We start from the raw sequence: 14,104 nt of genomic DNA, 5'->3' as shown, positions 1-14,104 counted from the left end.
TGAGGGGGGTCCGCGTTTGCGTGCCGGACCCCCACTGGCCTGGGACCATAAGGATCTTGTGAGCAAGATCCCTTAAGCGGCTTCGACGGTTAGGCCCCGAAGCTTTTGCCGACCGGCTTGTCGCCCTTCTTGCCCTTGCCGACCAGGTGGGCCGGGAGCAGGTCGCGGGCCGGCTCCCGGTAGCCGATCGACACCAGCTTGTCGCCCTCGTAGGTGAAGCTGGTCAGCGAGGCCAGCGAGCACTGCCGCTTGCGCGGGTCGTGCCAGAGGCGCCGCTTCTCGGCGAAGGAGCGGGCGGTCCAGATCGGCAGCTGGTGGCTGACCGCCACCGCCTCGTGCCCGCGCGCGGCGTCCCGGGCGGCGGCCAGCGCGCCCATCATCCGCACCGCCTGCTCGATGTACGGCTCGCCCCAGGACGGGCGGAACGGGTTGGTCAGGTACTTCCAGTAGGCCGGGTTCCTCAGCGAGCCGTCGCCCACCCCGAAGGTCTTGCCCTCGAAGATGTTCTCCGCCTCGATCAGCCGCTCGTCCGCGGCGATGTCCAGGCCGTGCACCTTGCCGATCGGCGCGGCGGTCTCCTGGGCGCGCTCCAGCGGGGAGGCCACCACATAGGTGATGTCGCGGTCGGCCAGGTGCTCGGCGACCCGGTCGGCCATCTGCCGGCCCAGCTCGGACAGGTGGTAGTCCGGCAGCCGGCCGTAGAGCACGCCCTCGGGGTTGTGCACCTCGCCGTGCCGCATCAGGTGCACCACCGTGATCTCGGTCATCTGACGGCCTCTCAGTTGGCGGTGGCGCGGGCGGCGGCCTGGGCGGCGGCCGGCAGGGCGGCGGCGATCTTCTCGATCGCGCGCTCGTCGTGCGCGGCCGAGACGAACCAGGACTCGAAGGCGGACGGCGGCAGGTAGACCCCGTCGGCCAGCAGGCTGTGGAAGAAGTCGGTGAACCGGAAGGCCTCCTGGCGCTTCGCCGAGGCGTAGTCGGTGACCTCGTCCTCGGTGAAGAAGACCGAGAACATGTTGCCCGCCCGCTGCAGACGGTGCGCCACGCCCTCCTTGGCCAGCGCCTCGGTGACCAGGCCGGAGACCTGGGCCGCCACCCGGTCCACGGTCGCGTACACCTCGTCGGTGCAGCCCCGCAGCTGGGCCAGGCCGGCGGCGGTGGCGATCGGGTTCCCGGACAGGGTGCCGGCCTGGTAGACCGGGCCGGCCGGGGCCAGGTGGGCCATCACGTCGGCGCGACCGCCGAAGGCCGCGGCCGGGAAGCCGCCGCCCATCACCTTGCCGAAGGTGAGCAGGTCCGGGGCCCAGCCCTCGTGGGCCGCCTCCAGTCCGTACCAGCCGGACTTCGACACCCGGAAGCCGGTCATCACCTCGTCGGAGATGAAGAGCGCGCCGTTCTCCCGGCAGAGCTTGGCCAGCCCGCCGTTGAAGCCCGGCAGCGGCGGGACCACGCCCATGTTGCCCGGGGAGGCCTCGGTGATCACCGCGGCGATCTCGCCGGGGTGCAGCTTGAACGCCTCCTCGACGGCGGCCAGGTCGTTGTAGGGCAGCACGATGGTGTCGCCGGCCTGGGCGCCGGTGACGCCGGGGGTGTCCGGCAGCGCGAAGGTGGCGAGCCCGGAACCGGCGGCGGCCAGCAGCGCGTCCACGTGACCGTGGTAGCAGCCCGCGAACTTGACGATCTTGGCGCGACCGGTGAAGCCGCGGGCCAGTCGGATCGCGGACATGGTCGCCTCGGTGCCGCTGGACACCAGGCGGACCTGCTCGACCGGAGCCACCCGGGCGACGATCTCCTCGGCCAGTTCCACCTCGCCCTGACCGGGCGTGCCGAACGAGGTGCCGCGGACCACGGCCTGCTGCACGGCCTCCAGCAACGCCGGGTGCGCGTGGCCGAGGATCATCGGGCCCCAGGAGCAGACCAGGTCGACGTACTCGCGGCCGTCGGCGTCGGTCAGGTAGGGGCCGCTGCCGGAGACCATGAAGCGCGGGGTGCCGCCGACCGCGCGGAAGGCGCGCACCGGGGAGTTCACCCCGCCGGGGGTGACGACCGAGGCGCGCTCGAAGAGCGACTGGGACTGGGGTGCTTCATACGGGTAGCTCACGAGAACCCATCCTCTCAAACAGCTCCGGTCTCAAATCGTGTCCTTTACCTCTGCATGTCGAGGCCGATCATCTGGAACGATGATCCGTGTGCGGCCACCGCTCCGTTCATCCCGCACACTGGAGAGCGCGACCGCGCGCCCCGGTGCGAGGTCGATCTGACGCGATTTGGTCGAACCTGGCCGAATGCTGGGCGTACAAGCGTGACATAACGGGAAAATGGGACCATCGGCGGGACACCGATGGTCCGGGGGTCTGTCGATTCCGGCGAATTCCGGTGAGGATGGTCCGAGTGTCCGAGGAGCAGGACGGCTTCGAGGAGTCCACGGGGGCCGGCCACAAGGCCGCTCGCGCGGGAAGGGGAGAGCGGGGTGAAGGACGCGTGGGGGTGACGTACAAGTACTTCGGCGCACCCGACCGCGCGACCGCCGCCAGAGTCCCCACCGCCCTCGGCCCCGGGGGCCTGGGCCTGGACGCCGGCGAGCTCGGCTCGCTCGGCCGCCTCGGCGACCTCATGGAGACCAGCGGCTCCCCCAACGGCCACCTCTCCACCAAGATCAAGCCGGAGACCATGAGCGCCATGGTCCTCACCGGCATCCAGGGCGTCCCCCTCCACCAGGTCCCCCCACTCGAACTGGTCGTCCTGCACCCCGACTACGCCGTCGTCCAACTCCCCCACACCGTCGTCGAACCACTCCGCAAGGCCGACGAGACCGAGCTGGGCGCCGCAGCGTTCATCTGGTCCACCGTCCCGGACCGGCGAGGGCCGCGGGATGCGTTCGTGATCTACAGCATGCTGCACGAGTGGCAGGACTTCGCGAACCGCCTGCACGACGCGGGGCACCAGCTGTACTGCCTGGTGTGGCCCTGAGCCGCAGGCTCGCCGCTTCCTGAGGACCGGTCACCCCGACAGCTCGCCCCCGTGATCGGGGACGGCCGGCATGTCAACTGTGTGGGCGCGTTCGTCGGTTTCTGACGGGTGGCCACCCGGCGCCGATGCCCCGTCAGCAAGGGAATCCAGCACGGGTATGCCGAAGACCCGGCGCCCCCTTCCCATGGCAGTGGGAAGGGGGCGCCGGGTTTGGTGCTGTGGCTCAGCTGCCTCAGATGCTGAGGACCTGGCCGGGCAGGATCAGGTCGGCGTTGGCGCCGACGACCTGCGCGTTGTGCTGGTACAGGCTCTGCCAGTTGGTGCCGTGGGCGGCGGCGATGGCGCTCAGGGTGTCACCGCTCTTGACGGTGTAGGTGGCGCCGGTGGTGGGCTTGGTGCTGGTCGGCGCGGCGGGCTTGTCGGCGGCCTTCGCGACGACCGGCTTCTCGGCCGGCTTCACGGCCGGCTTCACGGCGACCTTGGGGGCGGTCGGCTGCTGCGCCGGGGTGGCGGCCTTGGGGGTGGCCTGCTGGACCGGGGCGCTCTGCTTGGTGGCGGTGGTGGAGCCGGTGGTGGTCGAGGACGAGGTGTCGACCGCGGCCGGGGCGCCGCCGGCGGTCAGGCCCGCCTTGACGGAGCAGACCGGCCAGGCGCCGGGGCCCTGGTCGGCGAGGACCTTCTCGGCGATCGCGATCTGCTGGTCCTTGGTGGCCTGGTCCGCGCTGGCCGCGTACTGGGTGCCGCCGTAGGCCGCCCAGGTGGAGGAGGTGAACTGCAGGCCGCCGTAGAAGCCGTTGCCGCTGTTGATGCTCCAGTTGCCGGTGCTCTCGCACTGGGCGACCGCGTCCCAGGTGGAGGTGGGGGCGGCGGAGGCCGTGTTGGCCGCGACGAGGCCCGCCACCGGAAGGGCGAGCATCGCGCCGCCCATGACGGCCATCCGGACCCGGTTGCGCTTCTTCGGGGTGGTGGTGGCGGTGGCGGTGGCGGTGTTCTCGTTACGGAAAGTCAAAGTGATCCCTCTCGACAAGGTCCCGGTGGGCGCACGGAACCAGAGGCGGATGCCTTGGCTGGTTCGCTGGCCGCGTCCTGCGGACGGACGGTGACGTAGGGGACGTCCCGCTCCGTCCCGGCCCCCCGTGGTGCCGCACCGCGTGAGCCGCGGTGGGGTGTTCGGGTGGTCCCGGGTTGCGCTTGCTGCGCTGAGATCGAAGTTAGGCAACCGGCTGCCCGTTATCAACCATTTTGGGATCGGCGCAGGCCAGCGGGCGTTACCCGCGGAAACTCGGCCCGGGAAACCGGCGGAAACCACCGAAAACTCGGCAAACCGCCCCACCCGCCTGCGGCCCGTTGTGACCGAGGCCACCCGGATTCCCGGCCGATCGGTCAACGCCCTGCACGGCCACCACCGCAGACCGTCACATTCCGAGCCCCCAGTGGCCCGGACCACAGGCCCGTCCGCGGGAAGACCCTGGACGCGTCGGGGGGGTGGAGGGCCGGACGGGCCGGCTCTCCACCCCCCGACGGTCTGGTCAGCCGTGCAGGTAGACGATGCCGAGCTTGGTCAGCTGCCACTGCTGGGCCGCTGAGCCGGTGTCGGGGGCGAGTTCGACGACGGGGTTGGACTGGGCGTCGTGATCAGCGCTCAGGGTGGCCACCATGCCCGGGGACTGGGAGTCGGCGAGCTTGTAGGTGCCGTTGGCTGAGGGGGAGACGAGCCAGTGCTGGTTGGCGCCGCCGTTGCAGCCCCACTGTTCGAGGCGGGTGCCGGGGGTGGTGACGGCGCCGGTGGCGTCGAGGCACATGGTGCGGTTGCCGCTGAAGTCGAGCTCGAAGCTGCCGCCGGGCTTGGCCTCGAGGACGAAGGACTGGTTGAGGCTGCCGCTCGCCGGATAGGTGATGGCGAGGCGGCCCTTGCTGCTGTCGCCGTAGGTGCCACCGCCGGCCAGGTCGAGCACTTGGCCGTTGGCGGCATTGGTCAGCTGGTACCAGGCGCCGTCCTCGGGGGCGTCGGCGAAGGGCTGACCGGGCGTCAACGGCTGGATCGAGGTGCCGTCGCCCTGGTTGAGGGTGCAGTAGGCCTCCTGCTGGGCGGGGGCGCGGTAGAAGGAGCCGAGGCAGGCGCCCTCGCCCCGGTAGCCGGCCACCCGCAGGTGGTAGGACTGGCGGATCTCGTTCTCGCAGAGCGAGAGGATGCCGATCGGGTAGTCGCACCCGTTGCGGGTGTTCTCCGACAGGTCGATCACGTCGCCGTTGGTGTACTCGTACGGCGAGCTGCTCCACGCGGCGCAGACCTCGTGGCCGTAGGAGACCCGGCGCTGGTCCAGGAAGCGCACTCCGGGCACCGCCTCGGCGGCCTGGCGCAGGGCGTTGTCGAAGGTGGGCACCACCCAGTTGTGGCCCCAGGCGAGGTCCTCCGGGAAGGCGGGGCAGCCCTGGGCGATCTTGTCGACGTACGCGTTGCTGCGGATGTCGGGGGTGATCGGGGTGAAGTACGACTGGTAGACCAGCTGGTAGTCGCCGTCCGCGTAGCCGGCCGCCCGCATGGTCTGACGGATGTCGGTGATCGCCGCGGTCACCTTGGGGATCACCTTGGCGGCCCGTTGAGTGATGGCGGCGCTGCCGATGGTGTCGCGGCAGCCCTGGGACTTGGGGATCGGGAAGTACTGCGCGAGGCAGCTCTCCATGATTCCGCTGAAGTCGAAGTCGTCGTTGGCGCCGATCGTGACGACGACCATCTTGACGTTGTACTTGGCCGCGGTCTGGGCGAGTTGGACGTCCTGCTTGGGCTCACCGAAGTCGCCGCTGCCGCCGCCGGTGACCTGCGCCAGGGTCGGGTCGCTGGTCAGGTCGCCGGTCTGGGCGCCCGAGCAGGCCAGGTCGACGGGGGTCAGTCCGGACAGGCCGGTGTCGAAGATCTCCGACTGCGGATGCCGGTGGCAGTAGTTGGTCGGTCCGTCGGTGCCGGCGAAGTAGCCGTCGCTGGTGTCGGTGCCGGCACCCTCGCCGGAGATCGCGCTGTCGCCGAGCGAGACGATCGCGGCGGGCAGGTCGGCCCGGGTGCTGGTGGTGGCGGCGTGCACCTGCGGGGCGCCGGCGGCCAGGCCGAGGGTGGCGACCAGGCCGGCCACGGCCAGCAGCACGGTTGGTGGGCCCGAGGTGAGTCTCCTGATCACGCATGACTCCTTGGTGGGGTGGCGGAGTGGTGCTGTGAGCGGGTTCACATCGTAGGTACTGACAAGTAACACAACAAGGCTTGGGACAGAGAAAACTGAGCCACCCTCATGTCTTGCTGGGGCATCAGGCCCCCTGGAAAACGCCGAAGCCGCCGCCCGGCGCCTCAGGAGGGGAGACGCCGGACAGCGGCTTCGCTGCGGGCTGGATCAGCCTTCGTTGATGCAGGTGTTGCCGAACGACGGGTTCAGCAGGCCGATCACGTCGACGCTGTTGCCGCAAGCGTTCACCGGGATGTGGATCGGCACCTGGACCAGGTTGCCGGACAGCACGCCCGGGGAGCCGACCGCGGCACCCTCGGCACCCGAGCTGGCCATGGCGGTCCCGGCTCCCGCGGCCACGATGCCAACCACGGCGGCGCCGACAGCGGCAGCCTTCTTGACGCTCATATGAGTCTCCTTGTTGCTGAGCACGATGCGTGCATGAGCAGGAACGACCCCCTTGCCCGTGAGTTGCGGGCCCGCGCCAGGAATCACCCGTTCGTACGAACGCAGCCACCGGGTCAGGCGATCGGGTGACAATGCGCGGCACCCGTTTCGCGCTCGCCCGACCGTCGTTGTAGTCCCCGAAGCAAGAAACCGAAGCCGGCTTCGGCAACAGGTCCGCCTGAGTGATTTCCGGTGGCCGGCCGGAACCTTCCGGCCGTTATTCCTGTTTCGCTCGGTGCCCCGGGAGGAGAACCCGCCCGGGAAATCAACGGAGGATTAACCACCATGCGCAAGTTCTCGAAGTCTCTCGTCCTCTCCGCTGCGGCCGCCGGCCTGCTGCTCGGTGGCGCCGGTGCGGCCGCCGCCAGCTCGGGCGCGGAGGGCGTCGCGGCGCACTCCCCCGGCGTGCTCTCCGGCAACCTGGTTCAGGTTCCGGTGCACGTCCCGATCAACCTCTGCGGCAACACCGTCAACGTGATCGGTCTGCTGAACCCGGCGTTCGGCAACACCTGCGTCAACAACGGCTGAGCCAGAAGCACTTAGGAGATCCCAATCATGCAGAACGCGAAGAAGCTCGCCGTACTCTCCACCGCCGCCCTCGGCCTGGTGCTCGGTGGCGCCGGCGCCGCCGCGGCCAGCTCCGGCGCGGAGGGCGTTGCCGCCGGCTCCCCCGGTGTGGCCTCCGGCAACGAGATCCAGCTGCCGATCCACATCCCGGTCAACCTCTGCGGCAACACGGTCAACGTGATCGGCGCCCTGAACCCGGCCTTCGGCAACACCTGCATCAACGCCGAGGCCGAGAAGCACCACCACGACGACGACGACTGCTGAGCAGCCGAAGTCTCGTGAGCCGCTGCCCCCCGGACTTCCCTGGTCCGGGGGGCAGTGCCGTGTGAAGCACCGTCGAAAGGACCTCCGTTGCCCCTCTCCCCCACCACCGGCGCGCTGGCCGCGCTCGGTACGGCGCTGCTGCTCACCCCCGCGGCCGCCGGTGCCGCTGCGGCCGCCGCGCCCAAGCTTCCGACCACCGCACTGCAGCCGACCCAGGTCGGACCGGCGCTGGGCGCACTGAACGGCACCACCGGCTACGTCCTGGGCCCGGCCAAGGACCTGCGGCTCGACCCGTTCGCGCAGTCCGCCGCCGACCCCCTGAACAACGCGGTCGCGCTGGAGCCGGACAACGGCGTGCCGCACGTCAGCAGCACCGCCGCGACCGGCGCGCTGAGCGACGGCGGCGGCGCCAAGGACCTGCCGGTCGCCGGGCTGCTGCTGCACGCACTGCCGGGCTGACGAAGCAATGAAGCGATGAAGCAGTGAAGCGTTGAGAACAGTGAAGCAGTGAGAACGGCGAAGCGTTGAGAACGGCGAAGGCCCGGTGCGGCGATCCGCACCGGGCCTTCGTCCGCCCGGCGGCCTCAGCCCTGCTCGGTGGTGGCCTCCTCGGCGACCGCCGAGGTGGCGGCGAGCAGGTTCTGCGCGGTCTCCGCCAGCGAGGTGTGCTTGTCCGGGCCGCCCAGCGAGGCCTTGGCCCCGGGCACCGCCGAGATCGCGCCGGGCAGCACCCGCGGGTCCAGGTCGCCGGCCGACAGCGCGCCGTCCTTCAGCTGCCCGTCGGCGCCCTCGACAAAGCTCAGCGGGTGCCCGACGCCGACCGCGGGGCCGACCGCCTTGAGCGGCGCCTCGGGCGAGTTGAGGTCCAGGTTGCCCGGCCGCACGCCGTCGGCCAGGGCCGGCAGCGGTACCGCGGTGTCCAGGCTGGGCCCGACCTTGCTGAAGTTGAGCGCCGGCACCACCTTGTCCGGCATCACCTGGTGCCGGTCCTGCTCGGCCGGGACCGGGGGCAGGACCGGCGAGGCGGGCACGGCGCCGGAGAGGTCGCCGCTGAGCGGCAGCATCGGCGCGGCGTCGCTGACCGTCTTCAGCGGGATCCGAAGCGGCACCGTCCTGGTCGCCAGTCCGTTCTCGAGGGCCGCCACCTGACCGGGCGTCATCGGCGTGGCGGGAGCCGCCGCCGCGACACCCTGAGCGGCCGCCGCCGACGCGCCGACCACCAGTAGCAGCGCGCCGGTCCGCTTGGAGAGCTCCATCGTCTTCATGTCCGATCTGTCGAGGATCTGTTGAGGCTTCTAGACAGCTGCCCGCTGACGAATACAGCCGAGGGCAATCTGCCTCAACGACCCAGAGCCCGCGCGATGGCGAGGCTTAACCGGAATGGCCTAATAATCGGATCCCCACGCCGATCCGGAGAGGCTTGTGGCGACTTTTCCGTGGTTCGTTGCGTAACCTTCCAGCCCGCCGCTCTTTGATATCCATGTCGCCGCACGGCAACGGACAGGATCGGATGCCGGATCAGCTCGGGATCCGTGATCGCATTCCTGACTCCGCCCCGATGTGAGCAGTGACCGCAGACCGGGACATTCGTTGAACATTTCGCTCAGACGAGTGCCCAATACGCCAACCAGCAGAAAAGCATTCCAGAGAGGGAAATCTCATGATCAAGAAGACGCTCGCCGCGGTCGGCCTGGTGGCCGCCGCGGTCGCCTCTTCCACGGTCCCGGCCGTGGCCATCGGTGACTCGGACGGCTCTGGCGCCTCGGTGCAGGGCAACGGTGGCACCAACGTCACCGGGACCTGGGGAGACCACAGCCCGAACTTCCACTTCCTGGACAACCCGAACATCTGCCTGCCCGAGATTCACAACATCGGTGTCGGCGTCCTCGGCGTGGCGGTCCCGGTCGAGGTCCCGATCGCGAACAGCGGCGGCAAGCAGTACTGCACCCAGGGGCAGGGCACCCAGAGCCACGGCGACGGCGGCGTGTCCCACCTCGTCGGCTGACCCGCAGCCCACACAATCCGCACCACCCGCATCACCGCACTATCCGAATCAACTCTCAGAGGAAGCACAATGATCAAGAAGACCCTCGCCGCCGCCGGCATGGTTTGCGCCGCGCTCGCCCTGTCCGCCGCCCCCGCGATGGCCATCGCCGACTCCGACGGCTCGGCCGCGTCCGTCCAGGGTGACGGTGGCACCAACGCGACCGGCACCACGGGCGACCACAGCCCGAACTTCCACACCCTGGACAACCCGAACATCTGCCTGCCCGAGGTCCACAACATCGCCGTCGCCGTGATCGGCGTCGCGGTGCCGGTCGAGGTTCCGGTCCTCAACAGCACCCCGAAGCAGATCTGCAACGTCGGCCAGAACACCCAGAGCGCCGGCGACAGCGGTGTCTCGCACCTGATCGGCTGACGTTCCACTCGGTTCGACGGCAGTACCTGACCCTCCAGAGCAGTGCCTGACCCGACGGAGCAGTACCCGAGCGGGGTTGGCGGAGCACCTCCGCCAACCCCGCTCTGTCATTCGGGTGAGCCGACTCAAGTGCGGCCGCTCGAATGACGATCAGTTGATCCAGAGAGCATCCCACCGAAGAGAGGACCGACCTGATGCAGAAGATGCTGGGCAGGGCCGTCGTCGTCGCGGCCGGCGCGCTGATGATCGCCGGTATCGCCGCCCCGGCCTACGCCCATGTCTCCACCGGCGGCGAAGGCGGCGGCGTGGTCTCGGCCGACCCGGTCTTCGCGGCCGGCTGGGGCGAGGGCTTCGCCTGCACCGACCACGTGCACACGGCCTTCGACCACGCCTGGTGGGCGACCGACGAGGCCGCCGGCGGCGAGGGCGGCAACCAGATCGACATCGACGGCTGGCACCACGGTCACCACCACATGGGCTGAGCCGGGCAAGAACTGAGGGGGCGTCGGCCACGAAGCCGACGCCCCCTCAGACGTTCCGGAAACCGCTAGAGCATCCGGGCTGCCTCGACGGCCCAGTAGGTGAGGATCTGCTGGGCGCCCGCCCGACGGATCGAGGTGAGGGTCTCCAGGATGGTCCGCTCCCGGTCGATCCAGCCGTTGGCGGCGGCGGCCTCGACCATCGAGTACTCGCCGGAGATCTGGTAGGCCGCCACCGGGACCGGCGAGCGGTCGGCGACCTGGCGCAGGATGTCCAGGCAGGGCAGGGCCGGCTTGACCATCACCAGGTCGGCCCCCTCGGCGAGGTCCAGCTCCAGCTCGCGCAGCGCCTCGCGGGCGTTGGCCAGGTCCTGCTGGTAGGTCTTGCGGTCGCCCTTGAGCGAGGAGTCGACGGCCTCCCGGAACGGCCCGTACAGCGCCGTCGCGTACTTGGCGGTGTACGCCAGCACCGAGACGTCCTGGTACCCGGCGGCGTCCAGGGCTCGCCGGATCACCCCGACCTGACCGTCCATCATGCCGGACGGGCCGACCGTGTGGACCCCGGCCGCGGCCTGCACCACGGCCATCTCGGCGTACCGCTCCAGCGTCGCGTCGTTGTCCACGCTGCCGTCGGCGGCCAGCACACCGCAGTGCCCGTGATCGGTGAACTCGTCCAGGCACAGGTCGGACATCACCACCAGCTGCTCGCCCACCTCGCCGACCACGTCGCGGATGGCCAGCTGCAGGATGCCGTTCGGGTCGGTGCCGGCCGAGCCCACGGCGTCCTTGGTCTGCGGGATGCCGAACAGCATGATCCCGCCGATGCCCGCCTCGGCCGCCTCCACCGCGGCCTTGCGCAGCGTGTCGCGGGTGTGCTGGACCACGCCCGGCATCGAGCTGACCGGTACCGGCTCGCTGATCCCCTCGCGGACGAAGACCGGCAGGATCAGCTCCGCCGGGTGCAACCGGGTCTCGGCGACCAGTCGGCGCATGGCCGGGGTGGTGCGGAGCCGGCGAGGCCGGGCGGCGGGGAAACTCATGACGTCCTCCAGTACTCAGCGGGCCTTGCGACGGGAGCCCGGCCGGCGCTCGCTGGGCCGGTAGACCGGCTCACCGGCCGAGGTGGCCGCGTCCCGGCGTCCAGCGCCGAACTCGGCCAGCGCCTGGGCCAGCGCGGAGGCGGACGGCGCGGGCGCCATCACGTCGACCCGCAGGCCGTGCTCCTCGGCGGTCTTGGCGGTGGCCGGACCGATACAGGCGATGATCGTGACGTTGTGCGGCTTGCCGGCGATGCCGACCAGGTTGCGCACGGTCGAGGACGAGGTGAAGAGCACCGCGTCGAAACCGCCGCCCTTGATTGCCTCGCGGGTCTCGGCCGGCGGCGGCGAGGCGCGCACGGTCCGGTAGGCCGTGACGTCGTCCACCTCCCAGCCGAGCTCGACCAGGCCGGCCACCAGGGTCTCGGTGGCGATGTCGGCGCGCGGCAGCAGCACCCGGTCGATCGGGTCGAAGACCGGGTCGTAGGGCGGCCAGTCCTCAAGCAGTCCGGCTGCGGACTGCTCGCCGGACGGCACCAGGTCGGGCTTGACGCCGAAGTCGACCAGCGCCTGGGCGGTGGTCTCGCCGACCGCGGCGACCTTGATGCCGGCGAACGCGCGGGCGTCCAGGCCGTACTCCTCGAACTTCTCGCGGACCGCGCGGACCGCGTTGACCGAGGTGAAGGCGATCCACTCGTAGCGGCCGGTGACCAGGCCCTTGATCGCCCGCTCCATCTGCTGCGGGGTGCGCGGCGGCTCGACCGCGATGGTCGGCACCTCCTGCGGCACCGCGCCGTAGGAGCGCAGCTGCTCGGAGAGCCCGTGCGCCTGCTCCTTGGTGCGCGGCACCAGGACGTTCCAGCCGAACAGCGGCTTGGTCTCGAACCAGGAGTGCGAGGAGCGGTGCTGGACCTGCTCGCCGACCACGGCTATCACCGAGGTGGCCGGGTCGACCGGGGCCGAGACCGGCGAGGGCAGCACCCGGGCGGCCTTCAGGTCGCCGGCGATGGCGGCCAGCGTGGAGGTGAAGGTGCGCTGCCGGGTGGTGGTGCCCGACAGCGTGGCGCAGAGCGCGGCGTCCGGCTTGCGGCCGTGCGTGACCAGCGCGTTCGCGGTGGCGGGCAGCTGGCCGAGCGTGGTGCGCACCACCAGGGTGGTCTCCGGGGCGCCGAGGTCGACCAGCGCGCCGGCCAGCAGCGCCGAGCCGTCCACGAAGCGCACGTCGGCGCCGTTGCTGCCGCGCAGCGGGACACCCGCGTAGGCGGGCACGCCGACCGACTGGGCGACGCCCGGGATCACCTCGAACGGCAGCCCGGCCTTGGCGCAGAGCAGCATCTCCTCGGCGGCCCGGCCGTCCAGCCCGGGGTCGCCGTCGACGGTGCGGACCACCTGCTTGCCGGCCTTCACGGCGTCGCCGATCAGCTTGCTGAGCGCGGCGGCGTCGAACTCCGCCGACTCGCTCTCCAGCGCGGCCGGGCTGTGCACCTGAACGCCCGCCGGGCAGTGGCTGCGCACGGCCGTGGCCGTCAGCGGGTCGGCGATCAGGACGTCGGCCGAGGCCAGCACCTCGACCGCGCGCAGGGTGAGCAGTCCAGGGTCGCCCGGACCGGCACCCAGGAAGGTGCAGCGTCCGGAGCGGTCGGCGGTAGCGGTGGGGCTCATCAGACTCGCTCCCCCATCAGACCGGCCGCCCCGCCGTCGAGCAGCCGGGCCGCCAGCGCGTGGCCCAGGGCCCGCGCTGCCTGCTCGGCCGTCTCGTCGAGCACGAGCGGACCAGTGGTGGACATCGTCAGCAGGGTGGCGCCGTCGACAGTGCCGACCACGCCCTCCAGCCGCAGTTCGTTCTCGCCGCTCACCGTGGCCAACGCGGCCACCGGGGCGGAGCAGCCTGCCTCCAGCGCGGCCAGCAGGGCGCGCTCCGCGACGACGGCGGCGCGGGTGGGGGCGTGGTCGAGCAGGCCGAGGGCGGCGGCCAGTTCGGGGTCGTCGGCGCGGCACTCGATGGCCAGCGCACCCTGGCCGGGGGCCGGCAGCATCAGCTCCGGCGCCAGGTGCTCGCCGATCTCGGCCGCGCGGCCGAGCCGGTTGAGGCCGGCGGTGGCGAGCACCACCGCGTCCAGCTCGCCGGACTGGGTGAAGCCGATCCGGGTGTCCACGTTGCCGCGGATCGGGACCGTCTCGATCACCGCGCCGCGGGCCCGGGCCCAGGCGTTGAGCTGGGCCATCCGGCGCGGGGAGCCGGTGCCGATCCGGGCGGGGCGCCCGACGCACTTCTCCACCAGCGTCTCCAGGTCCAGGTGCTCCCGGCTGACCAGGGCGTCGCGGACGTCCTCGCGCTCGGGCACGGCGGCCAGCCGCAGGCCCTCGGGGTCGGCGGTGGGCAGGTCCTTGAGCGAGTGAACGGCGAAATCGATCCGGCCCTCGAGCAGCGCGTCGCGCAGCGCGGAGACGAACACCCCGGTGCCGCCGATCTGCGCCAGGTGCTCGCGGGAGGTGTCGCCGTAGGTGGTGATCTCCACCAGCTCGACGGGGCGGCCGGTGACCCGGGTGACCTCGCGGGCCACCATGCCGGACTGGGCCATGGCCAGCGCGCTGCGCCGGGTACCCAGCCGCAGCGGTATCGTTTCGGCGTCCAACTGGCCCTGCTGCGTGCTCAGTTGACCATTCATAACGTTATCGTCCCGGTCGTGCTGGTGGTCGAGAAGATGG

General features: G+C 71.1%; 16 protein-coding genes. 7 read left to right on the top strand and 9 right to left on the bottom strand.

Annotated elements, in window-relative coordinates:
• Nucleotides 1-89: 89 nt before the first annotated feature.
• The gene (locus tag BR98_RS25820; RefSeq protein WP_035847978.1) at nucleotides 90-767 is read right to left on the bottom strand and encodes a histidine phosphatase family protein; all 678 of its coding nucleotides are present in this window, start codon (nucleotides 765-767) and stop codon (nucleotides 90-92) included.
• An 11-nt stretch (nucleotides 768-778) separates the two neighbouring features.
• Nucleotides 779-2,101, bottom strand: coding sequence for a glutamate-1-semialdehyde 2,1-aminomutase (hemL, locus tag BR98_RS25815; RefSeq protein ID WP_035847976.1), 1,323 nt, complete (start codon nucleotides 2,099-2,101; stop codon nucleotides 779-781).
• A gap of 281 nt (nucleotides 2,102-2,382) precedes the next feature.
• Here hemL and BR98_RS25810 point away from each other — a divergent pair, with 281 nt between their 5' ends.
• Nucleotides 2,383-2,970 (top strand): hypothetical protein, encoded by a 588-nt coding sequence (locus BR98_RS25810; RefSeq protein ID WP_407639497.1) that lies wholly within the window; start codon nucleotides 2,383-2,385, stop codon nucleotides 2,968-2,970.
• 232 nt (nucleotides 2,971-3,202) lie between these two features.
• On the opposite strand, the gene BR98_RS40530 is transcribed toward BR98_RS25810, so the two are convergent.
• From BR98_RS40530 to BR98_RS25795, 3 genes are all read right to left on the bottom strand, one after another.
• Nucleotides 3,203-3,979, bottom strand: coding sequence for a transglycosylase family protein (locus tag BR98_RS40530; RefSeq protein WP_083976985.1), 777 nt, complete (start codon nucleotides 3,977-3,979; stop codon nucleotides 3,203-3,205).
• Between the two features lie 520 nt (nucleotides 3,980-4,499).
• Nucleotides 4,500-6,143 carry an RICIN domain-containing protein gene (locus BR98_RS25800; RefSeq protein WP_232247552.1) on the bottom strand — a complete coding sequence of 548 codons (1,644 nt, stop codon included), beginning with the start codon at nucleotides 6,141-6,143 and terminating at the stop codon, nucleotides 4,500-4,502.
• A gap of 207 nt (nucleotides 6,144-6,350) precedes the next feature.
• A complete protein-coding gene (locus BR98_RS25795) occupies nucleotides 6,351-6,590 on the bottom strand; it encodes a chaplin (protein WP_035847975.1) in 240 nt (79 codons plus the stop codon).
• Nucleotides 6,591-6,914: 324 nt separating this feature from the next.
• On the opposite strand from BR98_RS25795, the gene BR98_RS25790 reads away from it, so the two are divergent.
• The 3 genes from BR98_RS25790 (at nucleotide 6,915) to BR98_RS25780 (ending at nucleotide 7,919) form a co-directional block, all read left to right on the top strand.
• A complete protein-coding gene (locus BR98_RS25790) occupies nucleotides 6,915-7,157 on the top strand; it encodes a chaplin (RefSeq protein ID WP_035847973.1) in 243 nt (80 codons plus the stop codon).
• A gap of 27 nt (nucleotides 7,158-7,184) precedes the next feature.
• The gene (locus BR98_RS25785; RefSeq protein WP_035847971.1) at nucleotides 7,185-7,460 is read left to right on the top strand and encodes a chaplin; all 276 of its coding nucleotides are present in this window, start codon (nucleotides 7,185-7,187) and stop codon (nucleotides 7,458-7,460) included.
• Between the two features lie 87 nt (nucleotides 7,461-7,547).
• Nucleotides 7,548-7,919: a hypothetical protein gene (locus tag BR98_RS25780; protein WP_035847968.1), complete on the top strand. Its 372-nt coding sequence runs from the start codon at nucleotides 7,548-7,550 to the stop codon at nucleotides 7,917-7,919.
• A gap of 125 nt (nucleotides 7,920-8,044) precedes the next feature.
• Here BR98_RS25780 and BR98_RS25775 read toward each other — a convergent pair whose 3' ends face one another.
• Nucleotides 8,045-8,725, bottom strand: a complete 681-nt coding sequence (locus tag BR98_RS25775) for a hypothetical protein (RefSeq protein ID WP_157537935.1) — start codon at nucleotides 8,723-8,725, stop codon at nucleotides 8,045-8,047.
• Between the two features lie 395 nt (nucleotides 8,726-9,120).
• On the opposite strand from BR98_RS25775, the gene BR98_RS25770 reads away from it, so the two are divergent.
• From BR98_RS25770 to BR98_RS25760, 3 genes are all read left to right on the top strand, one after another.
• Complete coding sequence (locus BR98_RS25770) at nucleotides 9,121-9,465, top strand: hypothetical protein (RefSeq protein ID WP_035847962.1); 345 nt, start codon at nucleotides 9,121-9,123, stop codon at nucleotides 9,463-9,465.
• A 69-nt stretch (nucleotides 9,466-9,534) separates the two neighbouring features.
• The gene (locus tag BR98_RS25765; RefSeq protein ID WP_035847960.1) at nucleotides 9,535-9,879 is read left to right on the top strand and encodes a hypothetical protein; all 345 of its coding nucleotides are present in this window, start codon (nucleotides 9,535-9,537) and stop codon (nucleotides 9,877-9,879) included.
• 194 nt (nucleotides 9,880-10,073) lie between these two features.
• Entirely contained in the window at nucleotides 10,074-10,361 is a 288-nt protein-coding gene (locus BR98_RS25760; RefSeq protein WP_035847958.1) for a hypothetical protein, read from the top strand.
• 65 nt (nucleotides 10,362-10,426) lie between these two features.
• Here BR98_RS25760 and hemB read toward each other — a convergent pair whose 3' ends face one another.
• The 3 genes from hemB to hemC are packed head-to-tail and all read right to left on the bottom strand — an operon-like array spanning nucleotide 10,427 to nucleotide 14,064.
• Nucleotides 10,427-11,398, bottom strand: coding sequence for a porphobilinogen synthase (hemB, locus tag BR98_RS25755; protein WP_035847956.1), 972 nt, complete (start codon nucleotides 11,396-11,398; stop codon nucleotides 10,427-10,429).
• A gap of 15 nt (nucleotides 11,399-11,413) precedes the next feature.
• On the bottom strand, nucleotides 11,414-13,057 hold the full coding sequence (locus BR98_RS25750) for a bifunctional uroporphyrinogen-III C-methyltransferase/uroporphyrinogen-III synthase (protein ID WP_035847953.1): 1,644 nt from the start codon (nucleotides 13,055-13,057) through the stop codon (nucleotides 11,414-11,416).
• Nucleotides 13,057-14,064 carry a hydroxymethylbilane synthase gene (gene hemC / locus BR98_RS25745; RefSeq protein ID WP_051970218.1) on the bottom strand — a complete coding sequence of 336 codons (1,008 nt, stop codon included), beginning with the start codon at nucleotides 14,062-14,064 and terminating at the stop codon, nucleotides 13,057-13,059. Before hemC ends, BR98_RS25750 begins: the two co-directional genes overlap by 1 nt.
• Between the last annotated feature and the right edge of the window lie 40 nt (nucleotides 14,065-14,104).

It is taken from the genome of Kitasatospora azatica KCTC 9699 (assembly GCF_000744785.1).
Taxonomy (GTDB): domain Bacteria; phylum Actinomycetota; class Actinomycetes; order Streptomycetales; family Streptomycetaceae; genus Kitasatospora; species Kitasatospora azatica.
Note: the sequence above shows the minus strand (reverse complement) of the source record. Positions and strands in the feature narration are given on the sequence as shown.